The sequence below is a fragment of the Campylobacter sp. US42a genome, from assembly GCF_004379055.1.
Taxonomy (GTDB): Bacteria; Campylobacterota; Campylobacteria; order Campylobacterales; family Campylobacteraceae; genus Campylobacter_D; species Campylobacter_D jejuni.
Genome location: NZ_RYYK01000004.1, coordinates 135205 through 156551 on the forward strand (window position 1 = coordinate 135205; position 21347 = coordinate 156551).

Annotated in this window: 25 protein-coding genes; 4 read left to right on the plus strand and 21 right to left on the minus strand. The window is 31.8% G+C overall.

The window, feature by feature from the left end; all coding sequences use genetic code 11:
• Positions 1-75 precede the first annotated feature (75 nt).
• Both ELQ10_RS05340 and ELQ10_RS05345 read left to right on the plus strand, forming a co-directional pair.
• Entirely contained in the window at positions 76-1182 is a 1107-nt protein-coding gene (locus tag ELQ10_RS05340) for an Mrp/NBP35 family ATP-binding protein (RefSeq protein WP_038816157.1), read from the plus strand.
• A gap of 25 nt (positions 1183-1207) precedes the next feature.
• Positions 1208-2368: a 2,3,4,5-tetrahydropyridine-2,6-carboxylate N-succinyltransferase gene (locus ELQ10_RS05345; protein ID WP_002866583.1), complete on the plus strand. Its 1161-nt coding sequence runs from the start codon at positions 1208-1210 to the stop codon at positions 2366-2368.
• Positions 2369-2391: 23 nt separating this feature from the next.
• On the opposite strand, the gene hisIE is transcribed toward ELQ10_RS05345, so the two are convergent.
• From hisIE to ELQ10_RS05425, 16 genes are all read right to left on the minus strand, one after another.
• Complete coding sequence (hisIE, locus tag ELQ10_RS05350) at positions 2392-3015, minus strand: bifunctional phosphoribosyl-AMP cyclohydrolase/phosphoribosyl-ATP diphosphatase HisIE (protein ID WP_134250299.1); 624 nt, start codon at positions 3013-3015, stop codon at positions 2392-2394.
• Between the two features lies 1 nt (position 3016).
• Positions 3017-3784, minus strand: coding sequence for an imidazole glycerol phosphate synthase subunit HisF (hisF, locus tag ELQ10_RS05355; protein WP_134250300.1), 768 nt, complete (start codon positions 3782-3784; stop codon positions 3017-3019).
• Positions 3785-4741: an HTH domain-containing protein gene (locus ELQ10_RS05360; protein ID WP_134250301.1), complete on the minus strand. Its 957-nt coding sequence runs from the start codon at positions 4739-4741 to the stop codon at positions 3785-3787. It abuts the gene before it with no gap.
• Positions 4726-5457 carry a 1-(5-phosphoribosyl)-5-[(5-phosphoribosylamino)methylideneamino]imidazole-4-carboxamide isomerase gene (hisA, locus tag ELQ10_RS05365; protein ID WP_134250302.1) on the minus strand — a complete coding sequence of 244 codons (732 nt, stop codon included), beginning with the start codon at positions 5455-5457 and terminating at the stop codon, positions 4726-4728. Before hisA ends, ELQ10_RS05360 begins: the two co-directional genes overlap by 16 nt.
• The gene (gene hisH, locus ELQ10_RS05370) at positions 5454-6041 is read right to left on the minus strand and encodes an imidazole glycerol phosphate synthase subunit HisH (protein ID WP_002892617.1); all 588 of its coding nucleotides are present in this window, start codon (positions 6039-6041) and stop codon (positions 5454-5456) included. The genes hisA and hisH overlap by 4 nt, the downstream gene beginning before the upstream one ends.
• Positions 6038-7096, minus strand: a complete 1059-nt coding sequence (gene hisB, locus ELQ10_RS05375; protein ID WP_133401823.1) for a bifunctional histidinol-phosphatase/imidazoleglycerol-phosphate dehydratase HisB — start codon at positions 7094-7096, stop codon at positions 6038-6040. The genes hisH and hisB overlap by 4 nt, the downstream gene beginning before the upstream one ends.
• Positions 7093-8379, minus strand: coding sequence for a histidinol dehydrogenase (hisD, locus tag ELQ10_RS05380; RefSeq protein ID WP_133401824.1), 1287 nt, complete (start codon positions 8377-8379; stop codon positions 7093-7095). Before hisD ends, hisB begins: the two co-directional genes overlap by 4 nt.
• 7 nt (positions 8380-8386) lie before the next feature.
• Positions 8387-9286 (minus strand): ATP phosphoribosyltransferase, encoded by a 900-nt coding sequence (gene hisG, locus ELQ10_RS05385; protein ID WP_038816164.1) that lies wholly within the window; start codon positions 9284-9286, stop codon positions 8387-8389.
• A gap of 172 nt (positions 9287-9458) precedes the next feature.
• A complete protein-coding gene (rplQ, locus tag ELQ10_RS05390; protein WP_002851332.1) occupies positions 9459-9812 on the minus strand; it encodes a 50S ribosomal protein L17 in 354 nt (117 codons plus the stop codon).
• 3 nt (positions 9813-9815) lie between these two features.
• Positions 9816-10829, minus strand: a complete 1014-nt coding sequence (locus tag ELQ10_RS05395) for a DNA-directed RNA polymerase subunit alpha (RefSeq protein WP_133401825.1) — start codon at positions 10827-10829, stop codon at positions 9816-9818.
• A gap of 12 nt (positions 10830-10841) precedes the next feature.
• A complete protein-coding gene (rpsD, locus tag ELQ10_RS05400; protein ID WP_002856574.1) occupies positions 10842-11468 on the minus strand; it encodes a 30S ribosomal protein S4 in 627 nt (208 codons plus the stop codon).
• A gap of 27 nt (positions 11469-11495) precedes the next feature.
• Positions 11496-11888 (minus strand): 30S ribosomal protein S11, encoded by a 393-nt coding sequence (gene rpsK, locus ELQ10_RS05405; protein ID WP_002779544.1) that lies wholly within the window; start codon positions 11886-11888, stop codon positions 11496-11498.
• 9 nt (positions 11889-11897) lie between these two features.
• Positions 11898-12263 carry a 30S ribosomal protein S13 gene (gene rpsM / locus ELQ10_RS05410; RefSeq protein ID WP_002800121.1) on the minus strand — a complete coding sequence of 122 codons (366 nt, stop codon included), beginning with the start codon at positions 12261-12263 and terminating at the stop codon, positions 11898-11900.
• Positions 12264-12265: 2 nt separating this feature from the next.
• A complete protein-coding gene (gene rpmJ, locus ELQ10_RS05415) occupies positions 12266-12379 on the minus strand; it encodes a 50S ribosomal protein L36 (protein WP_002781429.1) in 114 nt (37 codons plus the stop codon).
• A gap of 171 nt (positions 12380-12550) precedes the next feature.
• Positions 12551-12769, minus strand: a complete 219-nt coding sequence (infA, locus tag ELQ10_RS05420; RefSeq protein WP_002781436.1) for a translation initiation factor IF-1 — start codon at positions 12767-12769, stop codon at positions 12551-12553.
• A gap of 87 nt (positions 12770-12856) precedes the next feature.
• Positions 12857-13654 carry an MBL fold metallo-hydrolase gene (locus tag ELQ10_RS05425; protein WP_002866876.1) on the minus strand — a complete coding sequence of 266 codons (798 nt, stop codon included), beginning with the start codon at positions 13652-13654 and terminating at the stop codon, positions 12857-12859.
• Positions 13655-13750: 96 nt separating this feature from the next.
• Between ELQ10_RS05425 and ELQ10_RS05430 the strand changes: the two genes are divergently transcribed.
• A complete protein-coding gene (locus ELQ10_RS05430; RefSeq protein ID WP_002866875.1) occupies positions 13751-15046 on the plus strand; it encodes an MFS transporter in 1296 nt (431 codons plus the stop codon).
• Between the two features lie 49 nt (positions 15047-15095).
• Positions 15096-16727, plus strand: a complete 1632-nt coding sequence (locus tag ELQ10_RS05435) for a multidrug ABC transporter permease/ATP-binding protein (protein ID WP_002866874.1) — start codon at positions 15096-15098, stop codon at positions 16725-16727.
• 19 nt (positions 16728-16746) lie between these two features.
• Here ELQ10_RS05435 and cgb read toward each other — a convergent pair whose 3' ends face one another.
• The 5 genes from cgb to ELQ10_RS05460 all read right to left on the minus strand — a co-directional run bounded on the left by cgb (position 16747) and on the right by ELQ10_RS05460 (position 21337).
• Positions 16747-17169, minus strand: a complete 423-nt coding sequence (cgb, locus tag ELQ10_RS05440; protein ID WP_002866873.1) for a single-domain globin Cgb — start codon at positions 17167-17169, stop codon at positions 16747-16749.
• A 66-nt stretch (positions 17170-17235) separates the two neighbouring features.
• Positions 17236-17793, minus strand: a complete 558-nt coding sequence (locus ELQ10_RS05445; RefSeq protein WP_133401826.1) for a molecular chaperone TorD family protein — start codon at positions 17791-17793, stop codon at positions 17236-17238.
• Positions 17793-18659, minus strand: coding sequence for a DmsC/YnfH family molybdoenzyme membrane anchor subunit (locus ELQ10_RS05450; protein WP_052793985.1), 867 nt, complete (start codon positions 18657-18659; stop codon positions 17793-17795). Before ELQ10_RS05450 ends, ELQ10_RS05445 begins: the two co-directional genes overlap by 1 nt.
• Positions 18646-19302, minus strand: a complete 657-nt coding sequence (locus ELQ10_RS05455; protein ID WP_126252255.1) for a DMSO/selenate family reductase complex B subunit — start codon at positions 19300-19302, stop codon at positions 18646-18648. Before ELQ10_RS05455 ends, ELQ10_RS05450 begins: the two co-directional genes overlap by 14 nt.
• 10 nt (positions 19303-19312) lie before the next feature.
• Positions 19313-21337: a DMSO/selenate family reductase complex A subunit gene (locus tag ELQ10_RS05460; protein ID WP_243833028.1), complete on the minus strand. Its 2025-nt coding sequence runs from the start codon at positions 21335-21337 to the stop codon at positions 19313-19315.
• Between the last annotated feature and the right edge of the window lie 10 nt (positions 21338-21347).

Here is a 21347-nt window from a genome sequence, read left to right on the forward strand (position 1 = left end):
ATTATACACTTATAAAAAGCTAAATTTTATCATTTTATTAGTAAAATTGATTTTTTTAAAAGACAAGGAAAAAACATGAAAGAACAAATTTTAGAGAAATTAAAAACTGTAAAATATCCTGGTTTTGAAAAGGATATAGTGAGTTTTAACTTTGTAAAAGATATTAAAATTCAAGATGATGGTGTATTTATTGATATAGAAATCGTTTCAGCAAATCCTGAAGTAGCTAATGAAATTCGTAAAAATGCTATTGAAGCTTTATCGAGTTTGGCTTTAAAAAATATTGAACTTAATATCATTACTCCAAAAATTCCTGAAGAAAAAAGCAATTCAAGAAGTGGAAAAAATATCGCTCCACAAGTAAAAAATTTCATCATGGTTTCAAGTGGAAAAGGTGGTGTGGGCAAATCTACAACTACAGTAAATTTAGCAATTTCCATGGCTAAAATGGGAAAAAGAGTAGGGATTTTAGATGCAGATATTTATGGGCCAAATATTCCAAGAATGCTAGGCGAAACCAAAACTCAGCCTGAAGTAGTAGGGCAGAGATTAAAGCCTATTTTAACTCATGGTGTTTATATGATGAGTATGGGGGTTTTGATCGAAGAGGGTCAAGGGCTTATGTGGCGTGGAGCTATGATTATGAAAGCAATTGAGCAACTTTTAGCTGATGTAATTTGGCCTGAGCTTGATGTATTGTTTTTGGATATGCCTCCAGGAACAGGCGATGCGCAAATTACTTCTGCACAAAGTATTCCTATTACTGCGGGAGTTTGTGTAAGCACGCCTCAAACTGTATCTTTAGACGATAGTAAAAGAGCTTTAGATATGTTTAATAAACTTCACATTCCTATAGCGGGTGTGATTGAAAATATGAGCGGATTTTTATGTCCTGATAATGGTAAAGAGTATGATATTTTTGGCAAAGGAACGGCTGAGGATATGGCAAAAGCCTATAAAAGTGAAGTCTTAGCACAAATTCCTATAGAAATGATAGTAAGAGAAGGTGGAGATGAAGGCAAGCCTGTGAGTTTTTATCACCCTGAAAGTGTGAGTTCAAAGCGTTATTTAATGGCGGCTGAAAAAATTTGGAGCTTTATAGAAAAGATTAACAATGAAGGTGGTGCGGATAATTCTGCTATACAACCTGTGATGAATGGAAAAAGTGCGTGTTCGCATTAAAAATTAAGTGGATAAGGAAAAGAAAATGATTAATACCAAAGAAGATTTTTTACTTTTAATCAAACAAATTGAGCAAAAAAGTGGCTATAAAAAACCTAAAGCTTTTGGTATAGCAAGACTTGATAGAGGACAGTTAAATAAAAATAAAATCTTACAAGCAAGTTTTGCTTTGATTAATTATGAGCAAAATTTTGGCTCAGCGGCAATCATGCTTGAAGCTTTTATGCAAAGGGGTGTGGAGATTGATTTTAATGCGAGTGAGTTTGTGCAAACTTTAAAATTAGAAGATATTGATTTTGCGCTTTCTTGTTTTAAACCTTTTTTAGAAGAAGAAGGGCATCAAAATATTGATTTATTAAAGATTATCAAAGATAAATTTAAAGACGATGAGTTTGCTTTTGTTTGTCTTTTTGAAGATAAAGAACCTTTAAGTGTAGAAAGTGTTTATCTAAAACTTTATTTGCTTTCTACTAAAAAAGTACCTTTAAGAAGTATCAATCTAAATGGAGCTTTTGGACTTTTAAGCAATGTAGCTTGGAGTGATGATAAGCCTATTGAGCTTGAGTATTTAAGAGCAAATGAAATGCGTTTAAAAATGAGCAATCAATACCCAAAAATCGATTTTGTTGATAAATTTCCAAGATTTTTAGCACATATTATCCCTGAGGATAATACAAGAATTTTAGAAAGCTCTAAAGTAAGAATGGGTGCGTCTTTAGCAGCAGGAACAACCATCATGCCAGGGGCAAGTTATGTGAATTTTAATGCAGGCACAACAGGAGCTTGTATGGTTGAAGGGCGTATTAGTTCAAGTGCTATAGTAGGAGAAGGTTCTGATGTAGGTGGCGGAGCTTCGATTTTAGGTGTTTTAAGTGGAACAAGTGGCAATGCTATAAGCGTAGGCAAGGCTTGTCTTTTAGGGGCTAATTCAGTGACAGGAATTCCTTTAGGGGATAATTGTATAGTTGATGCAGGTATTGCGGTGCTAGAAGGAACGAAATTTTTACTCAAAGATGCCGAAGAACTTGCTAAACTTAATCCTTATTTTAATTTTGATAAAGAAATTTACAAAGGCTTAGAGCTTAAAGGTTTAAATGGGCTACATTTCCGTCAAGATTCTATAAGCGGTGCTATGATAGTAGCTTTAAATAAAAAAGCAGTCAAACTTAATGAAGCCTTGCATTGATACAAATTTATTTACATAAAGCTTTAAGCTTTATGTCTTTCTTTCAACTTTGAAATCACATCTGAGAAACTAAGATTTGCATCTGTAAGTAAAACACTTAAATGATACATTAAATCCGCTGCTTCACAAATAAGCTCTTCTTTATCTTTTACTGTCGCTGCTAAAGCTGTTTCTACGCCTTCTTCACCAACTTTTTGTGCGATGCGTTTTGTGCCACTTTTGAAAAGTTTTGCTGTATAAGAAGTATTTTCATCGGCATTTTTGCGTGAATTGATAAGCTTTTCAAGTCTGGCTAGAAAAACAAAATCCGCATTTTTAGAAATTTTTTCAAAACAAGAAATATCGCCCGTATGACAAGTAGGTCCTACAGGATTTGCTAAAATTAAAAGCGTGTCATTATCACAATCTAAGCTTAAATCTACGATATTTAAGAAATTTCCACTTTCTTCACCCTTCATCCAAAGACGCTGTTTTGTGCGTGAAAAAAAGACTACTTTACCACTTTCTAAGCTTTTTTCTAAGGCTTCATTATTCATAAAGCCTAGCATTAAAACTTCACAAGTTTTTGCATCTTGGATGATGACAGGTAAAAGATGATCTACTTTTTGCCAAGCAATTTTTTCATTAAGTTCTTTGAAATTTTGCATATTATATCCTTATACTTAAACCTTGATTTTTAAGATAAATTTTTAATTCTTTAATGTCTATAAGTTTTTGATGAAAAACAGAAGCAGCTAAAGCCCCATCTATACCTAGTTTAAAAGCTTCTAAAAAATGCTCCATTTTTCCCGCTCCCCCGCTTGCGATCAAAGGTACTTTACAAATTTTATATACAGCTTCTAATTGTTCTAAATCATAGCCATTTTTAACACCATCTTGATTCATCATATTTAAAACAATTTCACCTGCGCCTAGATCTTGCACTTCTTTAACCCATTCTAAAGTGCTTTTTCCACTATGTTTGCTTGTTTTTTCATCGCCTGTGTATTGAAATACTTTTAAATTTCCATTTTCATCTTTGAAACTATCAATCCCTACTACTACGCATTGCACGCCAAAGCTTTTAGCAAGGCGTGTGATTAGGCTTGGATTATTTAAAGCAGGAGAATTGATAGAAATTTTATCTGCCCCATTAGCCAAAAGTTCAGCTGCATCTTCTTCGCTTTTAATACCCCCTGCAACACAAAAAGGAATATTGATATTTTTTGCTACTTCACTTACCCATTCTCTTGATATGCGTTCTTTTCTAGCACTTGCAGCAATATCATAAAAAACAAGCTCATCAATACCATTTTGAGAATAATACCTAGCAAGCTCTATGATATCTCCCATATCTTTATGGTTTTTAAATTGTGTTCCTTTTACTACTCTGCCATCTTTGACATCTAAACATGCAATTATGCGTTTTGTAAGCATTTATTTCTCCAAAATACATTTTTCTTTAAGATATTTTTCCATTTCTTCATCGCTTTTAATTTCATCAAAATTAGCTTGAATTTTTGCTTCTTTGCCCACTTTAATTTGTTTGTTTATATCATCAATAAATTCTTTAAAATTTGGATTTTTATTGATCAGCATATTTAGTGTTTGAATATCAAGTTCTTTTTCTTTTGCACTAATTAAAATTTGAGAATTTGAAATATCTTTTTCAAGTTTTATCACTCCTATGCCAAAACTTTGATTTAAGCGTCTTAACTCGCTTAAAACTTCGCTATCAATTTCTTGTAAAACAACCAAATAGCCTTCATTTGCCCAGCTAGAATTACTTACAGCTTGAAAATAGCATTCTTTTAAATTTGAAAAATTTAAACCAATTTTAAGTTCAAAAGAAAAAAGTTTATAGCTGTTTTGTTTGATATTTTCTAAAAGTATTATGGTTTCTTTTTCATAATCATCATGAGGAAAATAAACCCCTACAATATCAGGATAATTCCACTTATCTTCCCCGCCTTTACCCTTTTTGCTTTGTTCATGGTAAATTGTTTTGCAATTTAAATTAAAATCTAAATTTTCATATAAAAATTTTACAAGCAAGGGGTGTAAATCTCTTTCATGAAATTTATTTTTTTCTTGTTTTTTGTTAGTAATTTCATTTTTATTATCAAGCTTTAAAAGTTCATTTTCTCTTTCTTTTAGCCAAAAAGTTGTAGGTTTTTGGGAAGCTTTGATAAATAAAGAATTGTGTTGCAATTCTTTTATATCAACATATATCCTAGCCCCTAAAGTAGCAATTGGAGTTTGTCCTATGCTAGAAAGCTTTTTATCTAAGCCTTGTTCAAGAGCTTTTTGCCAAATTTCATTAACACTTAAAGGTCTGTCACTTTGTTTTAAAATTTCTAAAGTAAGTTCTTTGTAGCTTAATTTGCTAGACATCTTATCCCTTCTTCTACGCTAAAAACTCCGTCTAATAAAGCTTTTCCTACGATAACCCCACTACAAATTCCTTTTAAGTTTTCAAGGTCTTTTAAGCTCGCTACTCCACCACTTGCCTGAATGCAAATATGAGGAAAAATTTCATGGATAAGTTTGTAAAGTCTTACATTTACTCCTTGCATGGTGCCATCTTTTGAAATATCTGTGCAAAGTATGTGTTTTAAGCCTTTATTGCTATAAAAATCTAAAACTTCCATAAGCTTTTTATCGCTTGCTTCTTGCCAAGCATTTACAGCCACAACATAATCTTCTTTTAAAATCGTATCTAAGGCTAAAACTATAGCTTCGCTACCAAATTCTTTTAAAATTTCAAGACATAAAGTCGCATCTTTAATCGCCATAGATCCTATAACTACTCTTTTTACTCCACAATCAAGCAAAGCTTTAACTTCTTCTTTAGAGCGTATGCCTCCGCCTACTTGCAAATTGACATTGACTTCTTTGGCTAATTTTTCTATCAAAGCAAGTTGTCTTTTGCTAGGATCTTTTGCACCTGTAAGATCTACAAGATGAAGTTCTTTCGCTCCTGCTTTTTCGTATTCTTTGAATTTTTCCAAGGGATTGTATTTATATACTTTTTTTTGTTCATAATCCCCTTTTACAAGACGCACCACTTCGCCATCTATAAGATCGAGTGCGGGTATGATTTGAGTCATCCTATATCCTTAATAAAATTTGAAATTAAAATTTCCCCCGCTTCACTGCTTCTTTCAGGGTGAAATTGCACCCCGTAAAAATTATCTTTCATTACACTTGCGCTAAATTTTTGCGAATACTCACAATCTGCTATAGTGTATTCCCCAAGTCCTACACAATAACTATGCACAAAATAAAAATAAGCCCCTTCTAAACCTTTAAACAAAGCATGAGAGCTATGAACTTGATTCCATCCCATATGTGGAAAAGTAAAGCCTTCTTTAACTTTAAATTTTTGGGTTGTAAAATCTATGAGTTTTAAAGTTTCTTGATTTAATTCTTCGGAAAAATTTCCTAAAATTTGCATACCTAAACAAATACCAAGCAAAGGTTTTTTGGTATTTTTAATAAAATTAATAAGATTAAATTGTTTTAAATTTTTCATCGCTTCTTTTGCGGTACCCACTCCAGGTAAAAAAAGCTTATCCGCACTTTCAAGTTCTTTTAAATCCCTACTGATAGTTGCATTAAAACCTAATCTATCCAGACAAAATTTCAAAGATGCCAAATTCGCACAGGCTGTATCGATGATGATGATTTTCATATCACTCCTTTAGAGCTGGCTAAATTTTCACTTTCTATTTTTACTGCCATTTTCAAAGCTTTTGCAAAGGCTTTAAAAAGCCCTTCAGCTTTATGATGATCGTTTTTGCCTTTAACTTTTAAATGCAAACTTATACCCATAGTATAGCTTAAAGAATAAAAAAAGTGCTCGATCATTTCTGTGCTTAAAGCCCCTAAATGAGATTTTTTAAATTTGGCTTTATAGACTAAATGAGGACGATTGCAAAAATCCATCGCACAACTTGCCAAACACTCATCCATAGGTAAAGCAAAACCATATCTTGCAATGCCGATTTTATCCCCTAAAGCTTTTTTGATACAAGCTCCAAGTGCTAAGGCTACATCTTCAACGCTATGATGCTCATCGATTTCTAAATCCCCTTTACAAGAAATTTCAAGCCCTATACCTCCATGTACAGCGATTTGCTCTAACATGTGATCAAAAAAATCAATGCCTGTTTTAATGCTAACCTTGCCCCCATTTAAGCACACTTTTACTTTTATATCTGTTTCTTTAGTAGTTCTTTGATAACTCGCACTTCTAAAAGAACTTAAAATTTCATTTTCTATTTCTTTCCAAGAAAGTTCGCCATATCTTAAACCACGCACACCTAAATTTGAAGCTAAGATCACATCACTCTCACGATCTCCGATAACAAAACTTTGCTCCTTATCATAAAGTTCGTGTTTGATATACTCTTCTAACATAGCGGTTTTAGGTTTTCTACAAGCACAATTTTCATTTTCAAAATGCGGACAAATAAAAATATCTTGAAATTCTATACCGCAACTTTTTAAAATATCAAGCATTTTTTCATGAGCGATTTCAAAATTTTCCTTTGGAAAACTTGGCGTTCCAAGACCATCTTGATTGCTTACCATAACAAATTTAAATCCAAAATTTTTTAATTTTAAAAGAGTAGGAATAACATCTTTTTCAAAACGCAATTTTTCAAGAGTATCGATTTGAAAATCGCTTTTTGGCTCCTCTATTAAAGTGCCGTCTCTATCTATAAAAAGGATTTTTTGACTCATTTTAAGCTCTCTAAACGAAAAGTTACTGCATTTTTGTGTGCGTCTAAATGCTCATTTTGTGCTAAAATTTCAACACTTTTACCCAAAGCTAAAAAGCCTTCTTTACTTAATTCTTGAACGGTCATTCTTTTACTAAAATCTGCCAAACCTAAACTAGAATGCGTTTTAGTAAGTCCATAAGTAGGTAAAACATGATTTGTCCCACTTGCATAATCACCCATAGACTCTGGGGAATAAGCTCCTAAAAATACCGATCCTGCGTGTTTTACACCTTTTAAAAGTTCTCGTGGATTTTGAGTTTGTATGATCAAATGTTCAGGGGCATAAAGATTTGAAATTTCTAAGGCTTGATTTAAATCTTTAGCTATGATAATGCGTGAATTAGCAATGCTTTTGCTTGCAAGTTCTTTGCGAGGTAAAAATTCTAATTGACTTTGGACTTCATCGCTTGTTTTTTTAGCAAAATCTTGACTTAAACACACCAAAATCACTTGAGAATCTGCACCATGTTCAGCTTGTGAAAGCAAATCACTAGCTACAAATTTTTCATTAGCCAAATCATCAGCTATTACTAAAACTTCACTAGGTCCTGCTTGCATATCAATAGCTGCTCCGTTTATATCACTACTTACTTGGCGTTTTGCTTCGGTTACAAAGGCATTTCCTGGGCCAAAAATTTTATCCACCTTTAAAACACTTTGCGTACCATAAGCCAAAGCTGCTATAGCTCCTGCACCACCCATTTGATAAATTTCATCCACGCCGCAAAGCTTAGCACAAAAAAGCACGGCATCATTGATTTTTGCAGGACTTGCTAAAACGATTTTTTCACAACCTGCAATTTTTGCAGGGATAGCTAACATTAAAACCGTTGAAAACAAAGGTGCTAAACCCCCTGGTATGTAAAGTCCTACTTTTTCTATAGGGCGTATTAAAACCTCACATTTAACGCCTTTTGTAGTTTCAAGAGCGATTTCATGTGGGATTTGGGCTTCGTGGAATTTTTTGATATTTTCATAAGCTACTAAAATAGCTTCTTGTAAATCTTTATCCAAACGATTGCTTGCTTGAGTAATTTCTTCTTGAGTGATTTTAATATTAGAAATTTCAGCCTTATCAAATTTTAAAGCTTGTTCTATCAAAGCTTCATCGCCTTTTTCTTGCACTTCTTTAATGATAGAACTTACTATTTTTGAAATTTCATCCTTCGCGCTTATAGCAGGGCGTTTTAATGCCTCTTCTTTTTGTTTTTCATCTAAATTATCATATACTAAAATTTGCATTTTTTACTCACTTTAACATTTTTTCTATAGGTAGAACCAAAATCGAACTCGCACCTTCTTCTTTTAAAGCCTCCATAGTTTCCCAAAAAAGATTTTCTTTACTTACCATATGTAAAGCTACATTTTTTTCATCGTGTGCTAAAGGTAAGATAGTCGGTCTTTCAACTCCTGGAAGCAGAGCTTGAATTTTATCAAGCTTTTCTTTTGGAGCATGAAGCATAATGTATTTAGATTCTCTTGCTTGCATTACTCCTGCTACACGCAACATAATTTTATCCACTAAAGCTTGTTTTTCTTTACTTAAAGCATTTTCTTTTTGAATTAAACAAGCACGAGATTCATAAATGACTTTAACTTCTTTAAGATTATTTGCTTGTAAAGTTGCCCCGCTTGAAACAAGATCGCAAATTGCATCGGCTAAATTTGCCCTAGGGGCTACTTCGACAGAACCTGTAAGCATACAATTTTTATAATTAATCCCATTTTTTTTCATAAAACGCTTTAAAAGTTGTGGATAAGAAGTAGCTATCCTTAAGCCTTCAAAATCTTTCAAATTTTGAAATTTTTTTTCTTGAGGTAAGGCAAGAGAAAGACGGCAATATCCAAAATCTAGCTTTTTTAAAAGTTTATAGCTTGGATTTTCTCCTAAAGACTGGCGTTCAAGTTCATTTTCTTCTAAAACATTTTCCCCTATAATACCTAAATCTACAACACCATCAAAAATAAGCCCAGGGATATCATCATCTCTAACGCGTAAAATATCTATAGGTAAATTTGTAGAAAAAGCGATCAAACTTTGTTCATGGATATGCATTTTAACACCACATTCTGAAAGAAGCTCTATGGATTCTTTTGAAAGTCTACCTGATTTTTGTATCGCAATGCGTAAACGAGTGTTTTCTTGCATAACATATCCTTGAAATTAAAAATTAAAAACTTATATTAGCATAAGTAGTTGAATTTTTAGCAAGGGTTTTGAAAAATAAATAAATTTAATTTTATTTAAAATAATTATTTAAAACTTTTTATTTTTAGGGTATTTAATTGAAGTATTAATCCTAGCAAAAGCTAGGATTTGATTAAGCTACAAATTCGATGAAAGCCATTTCAGCGGCATCACCACGGCGAATTCTTGTTTTGATGATTCTTGTATATCCACCATTGCGATCTTTGAATTTTGGAGCAATTTCAGTCACTAGCTTATTAGTAGCGTTTTTATCTTGTAATGAAGCAAAAACTGCTCTATGAGCGTTAAAATCTCCAAGTCTTGCTCTAGTAATCAATCTTTCTACATAACCTCTTAATTCTTTAGCTTTTGGTAGAGTAGTTTCGATTTTTCCGCTATTTACTAAAGCTATAGTTAAATTTTTTAATAAGGCAGCACGATGAGATGAAGTTCTGCCAAGTTTTCTATATCCATGTTTATGTCTCATTCTTTATCCTTCGTTTTGTGCTTTTAATTCTGCGATTTTATTTTTAAGTATTTCTTTATTATCGCTAAGCTTAGAAGTTCCCACAGGAAAACCTATGCTTTCCATGATGTTTTTAATTTCATCAAGAGATTTTTTACCTAAATTTTTAAGCCCTGCAAGTTCACTTACACTCATCAAAGCAAGCTCGCCTATGTAAACTACTCCTGCTTTTTCAAGACAATTATAACTTCTAGCACTTAAATTTAAATCTGTAATGTTTTGCAATAATTTAGTATTTTCTAGTTCATTGCTTGTTGCTTGATTTTTAATTACGCTTCTAACATTGGTGATTTTATCAAATACTGATAATTGTTTATACATAGCTTCTAGAGCATTTTGAAAAGCTTCATTTGGAGTGATTTGTCCATCAGTTGTTACGGTTAAAACCACTTTTTCATAATCAGGATTATCTTCAAATAAAACTTTTTCAATATCATAGGTTGCTTCTCTTACAGGTGTAAAGAAAGCATCTAAAGCTATAAATTTAGGATCATTTATAAGCTCTTTAATTTCTTCGCTTGGTACATAGCCAATACCTTTTTCAACGATCAATGTGAATTTGAGTTCAGCATCTTCGTTGATTGTTGCTAGATAGGCGTCTTTATTTACTACTTCTACTTGATCATTATTTAGATCTTTGCCGTAAATTTCTTTTGAGCCTTTAAAGTTAAATTCTACTATTTCTTTATTTGAGTCGCCTTTAATTTTAAAGCGTAGTTTTTTTAGATTAATGATAAAAAGTGCTACATCTTCAAGCATACCACGCATGCTATCAAATTCATGAGCTACGCCATCAATATGGATCGCAGTTGGAGCATATCCTATGGTGCTAGTGTAAAGCAAACGGCGTAAAGGATGGGCTAGGGTGATTCCATAGCCGATCTCAAAAGGCCAAGCACTGATTTTAGCCACAGTATCACTAATGTTTTCTATTGTAAATTCTGTTGGCGTATAAGCAGATGTTGTAATATTTCTCATATTTAGCCCCTATTACTTAGAGTAAAGCTCAACGATAAATCTTTCCTCAACCGGAATGACAACTTCTTCTCTCTCAGGTTTTCTTGTGAAAATTCCAAATCTCTTATCTTTTTCAACATCAACCCAAGCAACGATTCCAGTTTGTGCTGTAAGTTCGATAGCTCTTGTTATTTGTGGATTGTTTTTGCTTTTTTCGATAATTTCGATTTTAGCACCTGCTTCTACTCTAAAGCTAGGGATATCCACTCTTTTACCATTTACTAAAACATGTCCATGTGTTACAAGTTGTCTTGCAAAACGACGTGTTGTAGCAAAACCCATTCTATATACTACATTGTCTAATCTTTGTTCTAAAAGTTGGATAAGTAATACCCCTGTATTTCCTTCTCTTCTTGCTGCTTCAGCAAATAAACGACGGAATTGCTTTTCACTTACTCCATACATAAATTTAGCTTTTTGTTTTTCTCTTAATTGAAGTCCATACTCACTAATTTTACCTTTTCTTGCTCCGTGTTGTCCTGGTGCATAAGGGCGTTTATCTAGTGCACTTTTGCCAGCTAGTCTTCTTTCTCCTTTTAATGCTAAGCTAACACCAAAGCGTCTTTCTAATTTTTCTACTGGTCCTCTATATCTTGCCATAATATTCTCCTAAATTTTTCTTATATCTTAGACACGACGACGCTTAGGCGGTCTGCAACCATTGTGAGCTAATGGAGTGATATCTTTTAAGAAAGTTACTTTAATTCCTTCCATAGCACCTACACTCTTAACAGCAGTTTCTCTACCGCTTCCTGGTCCTTGTACTTTAATGCCTACTTCTTTAATTCCGTGTTCTTTTGCTTTATTTAAAGCGTCTTCTACTGCTTGTTGTGCCGCATAAGGAGTTGATTTTTTAGAACCTTTAAATCCTAAACCACCTGCACTACTCCAAGCGATAGCATTTCCCATTTCATCAGTCACTGTAACCATAGTATTGTTAAAAGTCGCACTGATATAAACAATACCTTTTGCTATATTTTTTTTAACTACTTTTTTCTTTACGATTTTTCTTTTTGCCATGATTTATCCTTATGATTTTGCACCAACAGTTTTTCTCTTACCTTTTCTCGTTCTTGCGTTTGTTTTTGTTTTTTGTCCGCGAACTGGTAAGCCTTTTCTGTGTCTTAAGCCTCTAAAGCTTCCTAAATCCATAAGTGCTTTAATATCCATAGCAACTTGTTTTCTCAAGTCCCCTTCAACCATATAGTTTTCTTGAATTTCTTTACGGATAGCTGCTGCTTCATCTTCACTTAACTCATGAACTCTTTTATCATAAGAAATTCCTACTTTATCTAGAATTTTTCTTGAAGTGAAAAGTCCTATACCATAAATATAGGTTAGTCCATACTCAATTCTTTTTTTCTTTGGTAAATCCACACCTGCAATACGAGCCATGTTTATCCTTGTCTTTGTTTATGTTTTGGATTTTCGCAAATAATGCGAACCACGCCTTTACGGCGAACTACTTTGCACTTGTCGCACATCTTTTTAACCGATGGTCTCACTTTCATGAGCGTCTCCTTGAATGAATTCCACTTGATTTACGACTACATCAGGTTTTATGAATAACCAACTATTTTCAAAATAAGTGGTGGATTTTAAAAATACTTCTTCATATAGTTCGATGTAATTTGTCGCAAAAACTCTAATTTTATCTAAAATTAGCTTTTAAATAACTTAGATTATTTATATCTAAAAGTTATACGCCCTTTATCAAGGCTATAAGGTGTAAGTTCTACTTTTACTTTATCACCTGGCATTATTCTTATATAATGCATACGCATTTTTCCTGCAATATGACATAAAATTACATGTTTGTTGTCAAGTTCAACCTTGAAATTTGCATTAGGCAATGCTTCAAGTACGGTGCCATCAATTTCAATTACATCATCTTTTGCCAAAATTTTCTCCTTTCATGAAATAAAAAGGCTATAATTTTAGCAAAAATTATTAAAATTTTTACTTAATTTTTAGTAATTTTTAAGTAATTAATCTAAAAATTTAGGCTCAATAAAAGGCACATGAGTCCCTATAACTTTGAGTTTTCTTTCTTTAAATTCTTTAAGTAGTTTTTCCCTTGTTTGTATAGCCTCATTTTGATCTATATCAAATTTTATAGCGATTTTAGGTTTTGGGATTTGTATATCATAAAGATGAAGTAAATCTCCCCAAAAGACTATTTTATCATCAATTATGATAGCATTTTGACCTGGGGTATGTCCATAAGCAGGTATGGCTTTAATGCCTGAATTTTGAAAGATCAAATCTTTAGAGTGGTTAATAAATTCTATATTTTTAAGTTTAAGCAAGGTGTTTTTAATTTCTTGTCTATCGCTTTTGATCCAAAAATCATATTCTTTTTTATCGATTAAAATTTGAGCTTTTGGAAAAAGATTTTCTTCGCTCATTAAAGCTCCTATATGATCAGGATGTGCATGTGTTAAGATAATATGAGTGATATCTTTAAAATCGGTTTTGTGGGTATGCAATTTTTCTTTTAATGTGTCAATAGTATCTAAAAACCCTGTGTCTATTAAAGCATTAAAATTTGGATTTTTTATCAGAGCAATATTATGCTCATTTCTTTTGATTTTTGTGCGAGTTTTTTCTATAAAATTCTTATCTTCATCGTTTTGCGGCACTAAAAAAGAAAATAATAAATTTAAAAATTCATCATCAGATTGTTTAAGTGAGATTATATGGGTTTGATTTGAACTTTTGCTTGTGGTTTTTTCTTCTAAAAAATAAAGATTGGTTTTTAAAAGGGTGGTTATAAAATTAAACATATTTATCCTTTTTATCCTTAAATTTTTTAGATAATATTTTGGAAATGATTATAGTATAATAAAAACAATGTTTTTAAAATTTAAGGTAATTAATCAATGAGAAAATCAAAATTTGGAACAAAGGAAATTAAGATCTTAGGACTTTCTTCACTAGGAGGAACTTTAGAATTTTATGATTTTATTATTTTTGTCTTTTTTGCTGAATATATAGCTAATGTATTTTTTCCTAAAGATATGAGTGAATTTTGGGCTTTATTAAATACTTATGGAGCATTTGCAGCTGGATATTTAGCACGTCCTTTAGGTGGTATAGTTATGGCACATTTTGGAGATAAATTTGGGCGTAAAAATATGTTTATGCTAAGTATTTTACTAATGGTTCTTCCTACCTTTGTCTTAGCTTTTATTCCAGGTTATGAAACTCTTGGGTTTTTAGCTCCTGTTTTATTGATACTTATAAGAATTTTTCAAGGCATAGCTATAGGTGGAGAATTGCCTGGAGCTTGGGTTTTTGTAAGAGAACATTGTCAAGAAAAACAAAAAGCTTTCTTTTTAAGCTGTTTAAATTCAGCTATGGCTTTAGGAATTTTGTTAGGAAGTATAGTATTTTTAATCATTAATGCTTTTTTTAGTATAGAAGAAATTGCTGCTTATGCATGGCGTATTGCTTTTTTTGTAGGTGGAATTTTTGGGATTATTTCTATTTATTTGCGTAGATTTTTGCAAGAAACTCCTGTTTTTAAACAAATGAAAAAAGAATCATCACTTAGTTCTTTTCCACTTAGAGATTTATTTAAAGAAAAGGATATTGTAAAAAATTTATTTTCATCAATGATGATGACTTGGGTTTTAACAGGTTGTGTTATTGTGCTTGTTTTATTGATGCCTAAATTTATGCCTAGTATTTTAAATTTAAGTGGGGTTGAAGGAAGTTATTTACAGATATTAGGAATTTTGGGAATAGCTTTAGGCGGGGCTTTTATGGGTTATCTTGTAGATAAATTTGGTTTATTTAAAATTTGCATTTTCTTTTCTTTAACTTTTGTATTTTTTTCTTTTTTATATTTTTATGCTTTATATGAGCTTAAAAATTTGGTTTTGGTGTGTATTTTGTATTCGATTGTTTGTTTTTTAGGTGGGATTAATGTGTTTGCGCCTATTTTAATGAGTGAAGTTTTTAGAGCTAAAATAAGATTTTCAGGAATTTCTTTTTCTTATAATATTGCTTATGCAATTTCAGGCGGTATTACTCCGCAACTCGTTTTTTGGCTTAATACACTGGCGAGTAAAAATGAAAATCCATTTTTATATGGTATGAGTATATATATGATTTTTTTAGCGTTATTGGCTATTTGTGCTGTTTTTATAGTAAAAGATAAAATAAAATTTTGATAATCACTCTTAAAATGTTATAATTAAAATTATATTTTGGAGTTTATAAATGCCTTTTATTATCGAATTACTTAAGCAAAATAAATTAAAGTTGATTTCTTTTTTGCTTTTTTCTTTTATTACAAGTGCTGTTGGAGTTTTAACTCTTGTTTTTATCAATGATTATTTGCTTAAAAATGCACAAAATATTCCTATTTTTTATTTTATTGTTTTGCTTTTGATATTTTTTATAAGTTCTACCATAGTTGAACTTGGACTTAGTATTTTTGGACAAAATTTTATTTTTAAAATGCAAAGGCGCGTAGTAAAGCAGATCTTAGACACTCCTTTGTTAAGAGTGGCTAAAGTAGGTAAGGCTAGAATTTTAGCTTCTTTGGGAAGTGATGTGAGAAATATATCTTTTGGGCTTTTAAGATTGCCTGATTTTTTACAATCAAGTATATTGATTTTATGCACTAGTGTTTATTTATGTTATCTTTCACCACAAATTTTTGTTTTGTGTGTGGTATGGATTATGGTTATTTTTATTACTAATAATTTTTTGATGATGAAAGTATATCAGTATTTTAGAAAGGCAAGGGAAAATGATGATGCTTTGCAAAATAATTACCAAAATATACTAGATGGACATAAAGAACTTTTGATCAATCGTGACAGAGCCAAGCTTTACTATGAAGATGAATTTGAAAATAATGCAAGATTGAAAAAGAAAAATAGTACTTTAGGCAATCTTTTTAACAATCTCTCAAACAACTGGACAAATGTAACTCTTTTGGCTTTAGTGGGTGTAGAGTTTTACTTAGCTTTAAAATTTGAATGGGCAAGTGTTGCAGATGCTACAACTATAGCTCTTTCTATTTTGTTTTTACGAACCCCTTTAGTATCTATGATAGGATCTTTTCCTACTTTGCTTTTGGCAAAAATTGCTTTAGATAAGATCGCAAAATTGGAATTAGATGATTATATAGAAGGTTTTAAAAAAACACATTATATTAGCGAATGGAAAAAAATTTCTTTTAGAAATACTCAATTTGCTTATGAAGAAAATTTTCACTTAAATCCTGTAAATATAGAACTTAAAAAAGGTGAATTGGTATTTTTAATAGGTAAAAATGGAAGTGGTAAATCCACTTTTTGTATGCTTTTGACAGGACTTTTTAAGCCAAGCAAAGGCGGAATTTATGTTGATGATACGCTTATAGATGATAAAAAGTTAGATGAGTATAGATCTCTTATTTCTGCTGTTTTTAGCGATTTTCATCTTTTTACTAAAACCTTAAATAAAGAAAATTTTGCAAGCGAAGAAAAAATTGCTTTTTGGTTGGAGTTTTTAGAACTTAAAGATAAAACAAGTGTCAAAGATAATGAACTGACCTTAACCAAACTTTCTACAGGGCAAAAAAAGCGTTTAGCTATGCTTATAGCCTTGCTTGAAGAAAGGGATATTTTGGTGCTTGATGAATGGGCGGCTGATCAAGATCCTGTTTTTAGAAGATTTTTTTATAAAAAACTTTTACCTTTGCTAAAAGAGCAAGGTAAAACAATCTTTGCTATCACACATGATGATGCATATTTTGATAGTGCTGATAGAATTTTCTTGGCTCAAAATGGTGAAATCAGCGAATTAAAGGGTGAGAATATAAAGGAATTAGCTAAAAATTTAGTAGAAAAATTTGATTAAAGCCCAAAATGGGCTTATATTATTTATCATAGAGCTTTTTTTCTATATCGATATAAAATTCAGCAATTTTACTATAAGCAACTTCCCAAGCTTTAAGAGTGGCTTCATCAGGATTTAAAAGATTTTTAATAGCCTTTAAAAGGCAAGCTCCAACTATAGGATAATGCTCTTCTTTAACCCCTAAATTAACATGAGTTATGGCAACTTTATCAACAAAGCTTCTCATATTTTCCAAATTTTCTATGTTTTTGGCTGCCATTAAAATCGCCATCGCTAAAGCTTTTGGTTGTTCTCCTGAAATTTGTTTTTCCATATTAAACATAGGTTTTACCTCAGGATAATCATTAAACATTATTTTATAAAACTCATTGGTTAAATCCTCTCCATTTTTTTGCAAAATAGGCACACAATCTTTGATGATTTGTATTTGTTCTTTTGTCATAATTTCTCCTTTTTAATGTAAAAGAGATATTATATATCTTAAAAAGGAGAAAAAAATTGACTTGTGTTAAAATTTTGTATTTAGTTGATTGAAAAAGTCTTGCATTAACATTGTTAATGCTTTATAAAAATGTATTTTAGCTTTATTGATAACATTAAAACTCCACATGTTAAACCAAGTAAAAAATTCTTCTTTTAAGAATTTTTGCAAAATTATATCATCTTGTTTTTTGATTAAAAAACTAATAAATAATAATTCATTTATCAAGCTATCTGCAGGTTCTTTATTAAAAAAAGAAAAAAAGTTATTTTGCACAAAAATTTGCTTAATTTTATCAGAATTATCTGAATAAATTTCTTTATTTTCATCAAGATAAAAAGAAGCAAAAGGCGGTGCTTTTACATAATCAACATCGCTTAAAAACAAAGATGTAAAATCACTTGCTATTAATTTATCATCTTCGTTTGAAGATGATAAAAGCTTTAAAGCGGTGCATTGCAATTTGCTATTATTTTTTAAAAACCAATTTTGCCAGAATTCTTCTTTTTTAAGTTTTTCTAGCAAAAAATGATTAGGTGGATTTTGCATAAAATTGATAAATATATCTATTGCTAATTTTTGCATTAAGAATGTCCCAACATGATTTGAGTACTTATAAGTCCATAAAATAGCATTCTGGTGGTAAATACCCCTAAAAATGCACAAAGTAAGGCAAAATAAGCAAAAAATTTACTTTTAAATTTTTCATGTAAATAATTATGCAAATGCCAAGTAACAGTCCCAAGTCCTAAGAATGCAAAAGAAAGCGATATAAACCAATCATAGGTTCCACCTAAAAGTTCAAAAGGGTTTACAAGCCCCATAATCCAAGTTTGTCCTACATGTAGGGTTTGCAAAACTATAGCAGTGCTTAAAAGCCCTATACCTATAAGTCCTGTAAAAAACGACATTTTTCTTTCATGTTCGCTATTTTCAAAAAAACAATAATAAATAATAGCGCCTAAAAATATAGCACTAGCAAAAAAATAAAGCAAAGTGATCTTAAAATCCCAAGTAGGCACACTTTCTTGCATGGAGCCATAAGCTCCACTCATAAAGAAAAGTCCTAAAATTCCACATATTAGCGTAAGATAAAACACCCAATTTGAAGTTTTTAGATAAAGTAAAAAACCCAAAGCACACACAAGAGATACAAATAAAATTTCATTATTCATCCAGCCTATGTGCCACTCATTGTTTGCATAAAAAACACCCATTCTATTTAATACATTAAAAATGTGTGTAATATCATTTAAATGAAAAAATGAAGGGATAAAAGCAACCATCATTGCAATTCCTAAGGCTAACCCAAAAGACTTTAAATTTGCATAATTTTTGTAACCATTTATAAATGCAGGTGCATAAACCAAACTAAGTCCAATTACAGCTTGTGCTAAAATAGTAAATAACACCAAAGGCATTTCGCTTAAAATGTGATTAAATGATGTCATTTTTAATTCCTTGGTAGTTTTGAGGTAGATGAAAAATCGCACTTTTATTACCTGAAGGCAAACTATGCTTTTCAGGCACTATACATAAATTCGGATGCGTGATAGAAGCATCAGGTAAAGGTGTGATAGAGGCTAAATTTCCGTGTTCTTCTCTCAGTTTTGTTATATCGCCTGCTTTTAATGCTCTAAAAGGACAAGAGTCCACGCAAATTGGATTTTTACCTTCTTTTAATCTCTCATAACACCCATCGCATTTGTTCATATGACCACTTTCATGGTTAAATTGAGGTGCGCCATAAGGACATGCCATAGCACAAGCTTTGCAGCCTATACACATACTATCATCGATTGCTACTATTCCCCATTTTATTTTCATTGTTGCACCAGTTGGACAAGCTTTAAGACAAGATGGATTAGAACAATGATTGCAAGAAATAGAAGTGTAGTAAGCAAAAACATTTTGCTCAAAACTTCCATCTTCTTTAGCTGTCCAATTTCCCCCTTCAGTCTCAAATACACGGCGAAAATTAACCCCCACAGGCATGTTTTTATAATCCTTGCAAGAAAGTGAGCAAGTCCTACAGCCTACGCATTTGCTTTGATCTAGTATAAAACCAAATTGTGAATTTTCTTCTAATTTCATCTTTTTCTCCTTAAACTTTTGCAATTTCAACTAAAATAGAATGTTGTCCATTTCCTTTAGAAATAGCAGTTGGTACTATACTTGCCAAAGAATTTACACAAGTTCCCATATCGATACCATTTTCATATTTTACCCATGCACCTTGTGGGGTTACTGCACAACCTGGTATGATTTTTGGAGTAACTTTTGCTATGCCTTGTATGATTCCTAAGTCATTTCTTACTTGCACCACATCGCCCGTTTTGATACTTCTTTGCTCTGCATCTATGGTATTTATCCAAATTTCTTGCGGATTAGCTTCTCTAATTTGTGGAATTTCCCAAAAGCTAGAATGCGTTCTGCCTTTGTAGTGATAGCCAAAAAATTGCAAAGGATACTTTTGTTTTAATGGATCTAAAATCCCTTCTCTTTGGCTTTCAAAAACAGGAATAGGCACTATTTGTTGTCCTTCTTTTAATTTCCAAGTTTTTTGCATTTGTGCGAGTTTTGTGCTATAAATTTCTATCTTTCCGCTAGGAGTTTTTAAAGGATTATTGATAGGATCTTTTATAAAACTTTGTAATGCCACTACAGGTTTTACAGGCTCAAATTTTACAAGTCCTTTTTCGCACATTTCTTCAAAACTAGGCAAAAGTGGATTTTTTTTCATACTTTCTTCATAAAGGTATTTTAGCCAATCTTTTTGTGTTCTTCCTTCGCTAAATTCTTTTTCTATGCCAAGTCTTTTAGCAAGTTCAAGACACATTTCATAAATAGGTTTTGCTTCACCAACTGGCTCGATAGCTTTTTGACAATAAATAATATAAGGCTTATTGCTATAATATCCTGCGCTAGGTCTTATAAAATCTTCTTGCTCCAGCATAGTTGCATCAGGTAAGATATAATCTGCGTAGTTATTTGACGGAGTTCTAGTTACATTAACATCTACTATACACTCACACAAATTCTCATCGCTTAAAATATCATGCACTTCTTTAATGGTGCTGTGTTGATTTGTAAGACAATTTCCTGCTGTATTGAAAATAAATTTGATATTTTGTTTTAATTGTGTTGTGCCACGCACCCCATCACTAATATCTGTCATTTCTTTTCCGCGATAAATAGCGTCTGTAAATAAAAAACAAGGAATGGAATCTTTTATTGGATTTTTAAAAGGCATGCCCATTATATCATATGTTTTACTTGACCCTGTTCGACATCCTGTATTTGTCCCTTCTATGCCAATATTTCCTGTAATACAAGCTAGAGTTGCTATCGCCCTTGCATTTTGTTCTCCATTTGAATGTCTTTGCACTCCCCAACCTTGTTCTATAAAACAAGGCTTTATGGTGGCAATTTCTCTTGCAAGTTGAACTATGCGGCGTGCTGGAATTTTTGTAATCTTGCTAGCCCAATCAGGAGTTTTTTCTACTCCATCGCTTAGTCCTAAAACATAGCTTTCATAGCTTGAGTTTTTGGCTGCATCTTGTGGCAGAGTATTTTCGCTAAAGCCTATGGTGTATTTATCAAGAAAAGTTCTATCAAGTAAATCTTCTTTTATCATCACATAAGTTAGTGCAGCAATTAAAGCTGCATCGGTTCCTGGTGCTATAGGTATCCACTCATCGCAATGCCCTATCATAGAATCATTGTATCTTGGGTCAATGTGAATTATTTTACATCCACTTTCTTCTAAGGCTTTTTGATAAGCATAGCCTACTCCACCACCTCCCATTCTAGTTTCAACATGATTTGCTCCAAAAAATATAGCTAATTTTGCAGAGCGTAAAGTGTATATATCGCTAGCAGGAGATCCACCATAGAAAAAATTCATAGCATTTGAAATTTGAGCCGTAGAATAAGAATTATGATAATTTAAATAACCACCATAAAGACTTAAAAGTCTAGCCCATGGACCTTGTGTACAGCGATTGATTATTGTTCCTGTTGTTCCTGTTGCATAATTTATATAAAAGGCTTCATTGCCGTATTTTTCTTTAATTTCTTGCATTTTGGCAGAAATTTCATCAAAAGCTTGTTCCCAAGAAATAGGCATAAATTTACCT

What these genes read in the sequence shown, in the direction of transcription:
- ELQ10_RS05340 (WP_038816157.1), top strand. Translation starts at nt 76, where the DNA reads ATGAAAGAACAAATTTTAGAGAAATTAAAAACTGTAAAATATCCTGGT.
- ELQ10_RS05345 (WP_002866583.1), top strand. Translation starts at nt 1,208, where the DNA reads ATGATTAATACCAAAGAAGATTTTTTACTTTTAATCAAACAAATTGAG.
- hisIE (WP_134250299.1), bottom strand. Translation starts at nt 3,015, where the DNA reads ATGCAAAATTTCAAAGAACTTAATGAAAAAATTGCTTGGCAAAAAGTA.
- hisF (WP_134250300.1), bottom strand. Translation starts at nt 3,784, where the DNA reads ATGCTTACAAAACGCATAATTGCATGTTTAGATGTCAAAGATGGCAGA.
- ELQ10_RS05360 (WP_134250301.1), bottom strand. Translation starts at nt 4,741, where the DNA reads ATGTCTAGCAAATTAAGCTACAAAGAACTTACTTTAGAAATTTTAAAA.
- hisA (WP_134250302.1), bottom strand. Translation starts at nt 5,457, where the DNA reads ATGACTCAAATCATACCCGCACTCGATCTTATAGATGGCGAAGTGGTG.
- hisH (WP_002892617.1), bottom strand. Translation starts at nt 6,041, where the DNA reads ATGAAAATCATCATCATCGATACAGCCTGTGCGAATTTGGCATCTTTG.
- hisB (WP_133401823.1), bottom strand. Translation starts at nt 7,096, where the DNA reads ATGAGTCAAAAAATCCTTTTTATAGATAGAGACGGCACTTTAATAGAG.
- hisD (WP_133401824.1), bottom strand. Translation starts at nt 8,379, where the DNA reads ATGCAAATTTTAGTATATGATAATTTAGATGAAAAACAAAAAGAAGAG.
- hisG (WP_038816164.1), bottom strand. Translation starts at nt 9,286, where the DNA reads ATGCAAGAAAACACTCGTTTACGCATTGCGATACAAAAATCAGGTAGA.
- rplQ (WP_002851332.1), bottom strand. Translation starts at nt 9,812, where the DNA reads ATGAGACATAAACATGGATATAGAAAACTTGGCAGAACTTCATCTCAT.
- ELQ10_RS05395 (WP_133401825.1), bottom strand. Translation starts at nt 10,829, where the DNA reads ATGAGAAATATTACAACATCTGCTTATACGCCAACAGAATTTACAATA.
- rpsD (WP_002856574.1), bottom strand. Translation starts at nt 11,468, where the DNA reads ATGGCAAGATATAGAGGACCAGTAGAAAAATTAGAAAGACGCTTTGGT.
- rpsK (WP_002779544.1), bottom strand. Translation starts at nt 11,888, where the DNA reads ATGGCAAAAAGAAAAATCGTAAAGAAAAAAGTAGTTAAAAAAAATATA.
- rpsM (WP_002800121.1), bottom strand. Translation starts at nt 12,263, where the DNA reads ATGGCTCGTATTGCAGGTGTGGATTTACCAAAGAAAAAAAGAATTGAG.
- rpmJ (WP_002781429.1), bottom strand. Translation starts at nt 12,379, where the DNA reads ATGAAAGTGAGACCATCGGTTAAAAAGATGTGCGACAAGTGCAAAGTA.
- ELQ10_RS05425 (WP_002866876.1), bottom strand. Translation starts at nt 13,654, where the DNA reads ATGTTTAATTTTATAACCACCCTTTTAAAAACCAATCTTTATTTTTTA.
- ELQ10_RS05430 (WP_002866875.1), top strand. Translation starts at nt 13,751, where the DNA reads ATGAGAAAATCAAAATTTGGAACAAAGGAAATTAAGATCTTAGGACTT.
- ELQ10_RS05435 (WP_002866874.1), top strand. Translation starts at nt 15,096, where the DNA reads ATGCCTTTTATTATCGAATTACTTAAGCAAAATAAATTAAAGTTGATT.
- cgb (WP_002866873.1), bottom strand. Translation starts at nt 17,169, where the DNA reads ATGACAAAAGAACAAATACAAATCATCAAAGATTGTGTGCCTATTTTG.
- ELQ10_RS05445 (WP_133401826.1), bottom strand. Translation starts at nt 17,793, where the DNA reads ATGCAAAAATTAGCAATAGATATATTTATCAATTTTATGCAAAATCCA.
- ELQ10_RS05450 (WP_052793985.1), bottom strand. Translation starts at nt 18,659, where the DNA reads ATGACATCATTTAATCACATTTTAAGCGAAATGCCTTTGGTGTTATTT.
- ELQ10_RS05455 (WP_126252255.1), bottom strand. Translation starts at nt 19,302, where the DNA reads ATGAAATTAGAAGAAAATTCACAATTTGGTTTTATACTAGATCAAAGC.
- ELQ10_RS05460 (WP_243833028.1), bottom strand. Translation starts at nt 21,337, where the DNA reads ATGCCTATTTCTTGGGAACAAGCTTTTGATGAAATTTCTGCCAAAATG.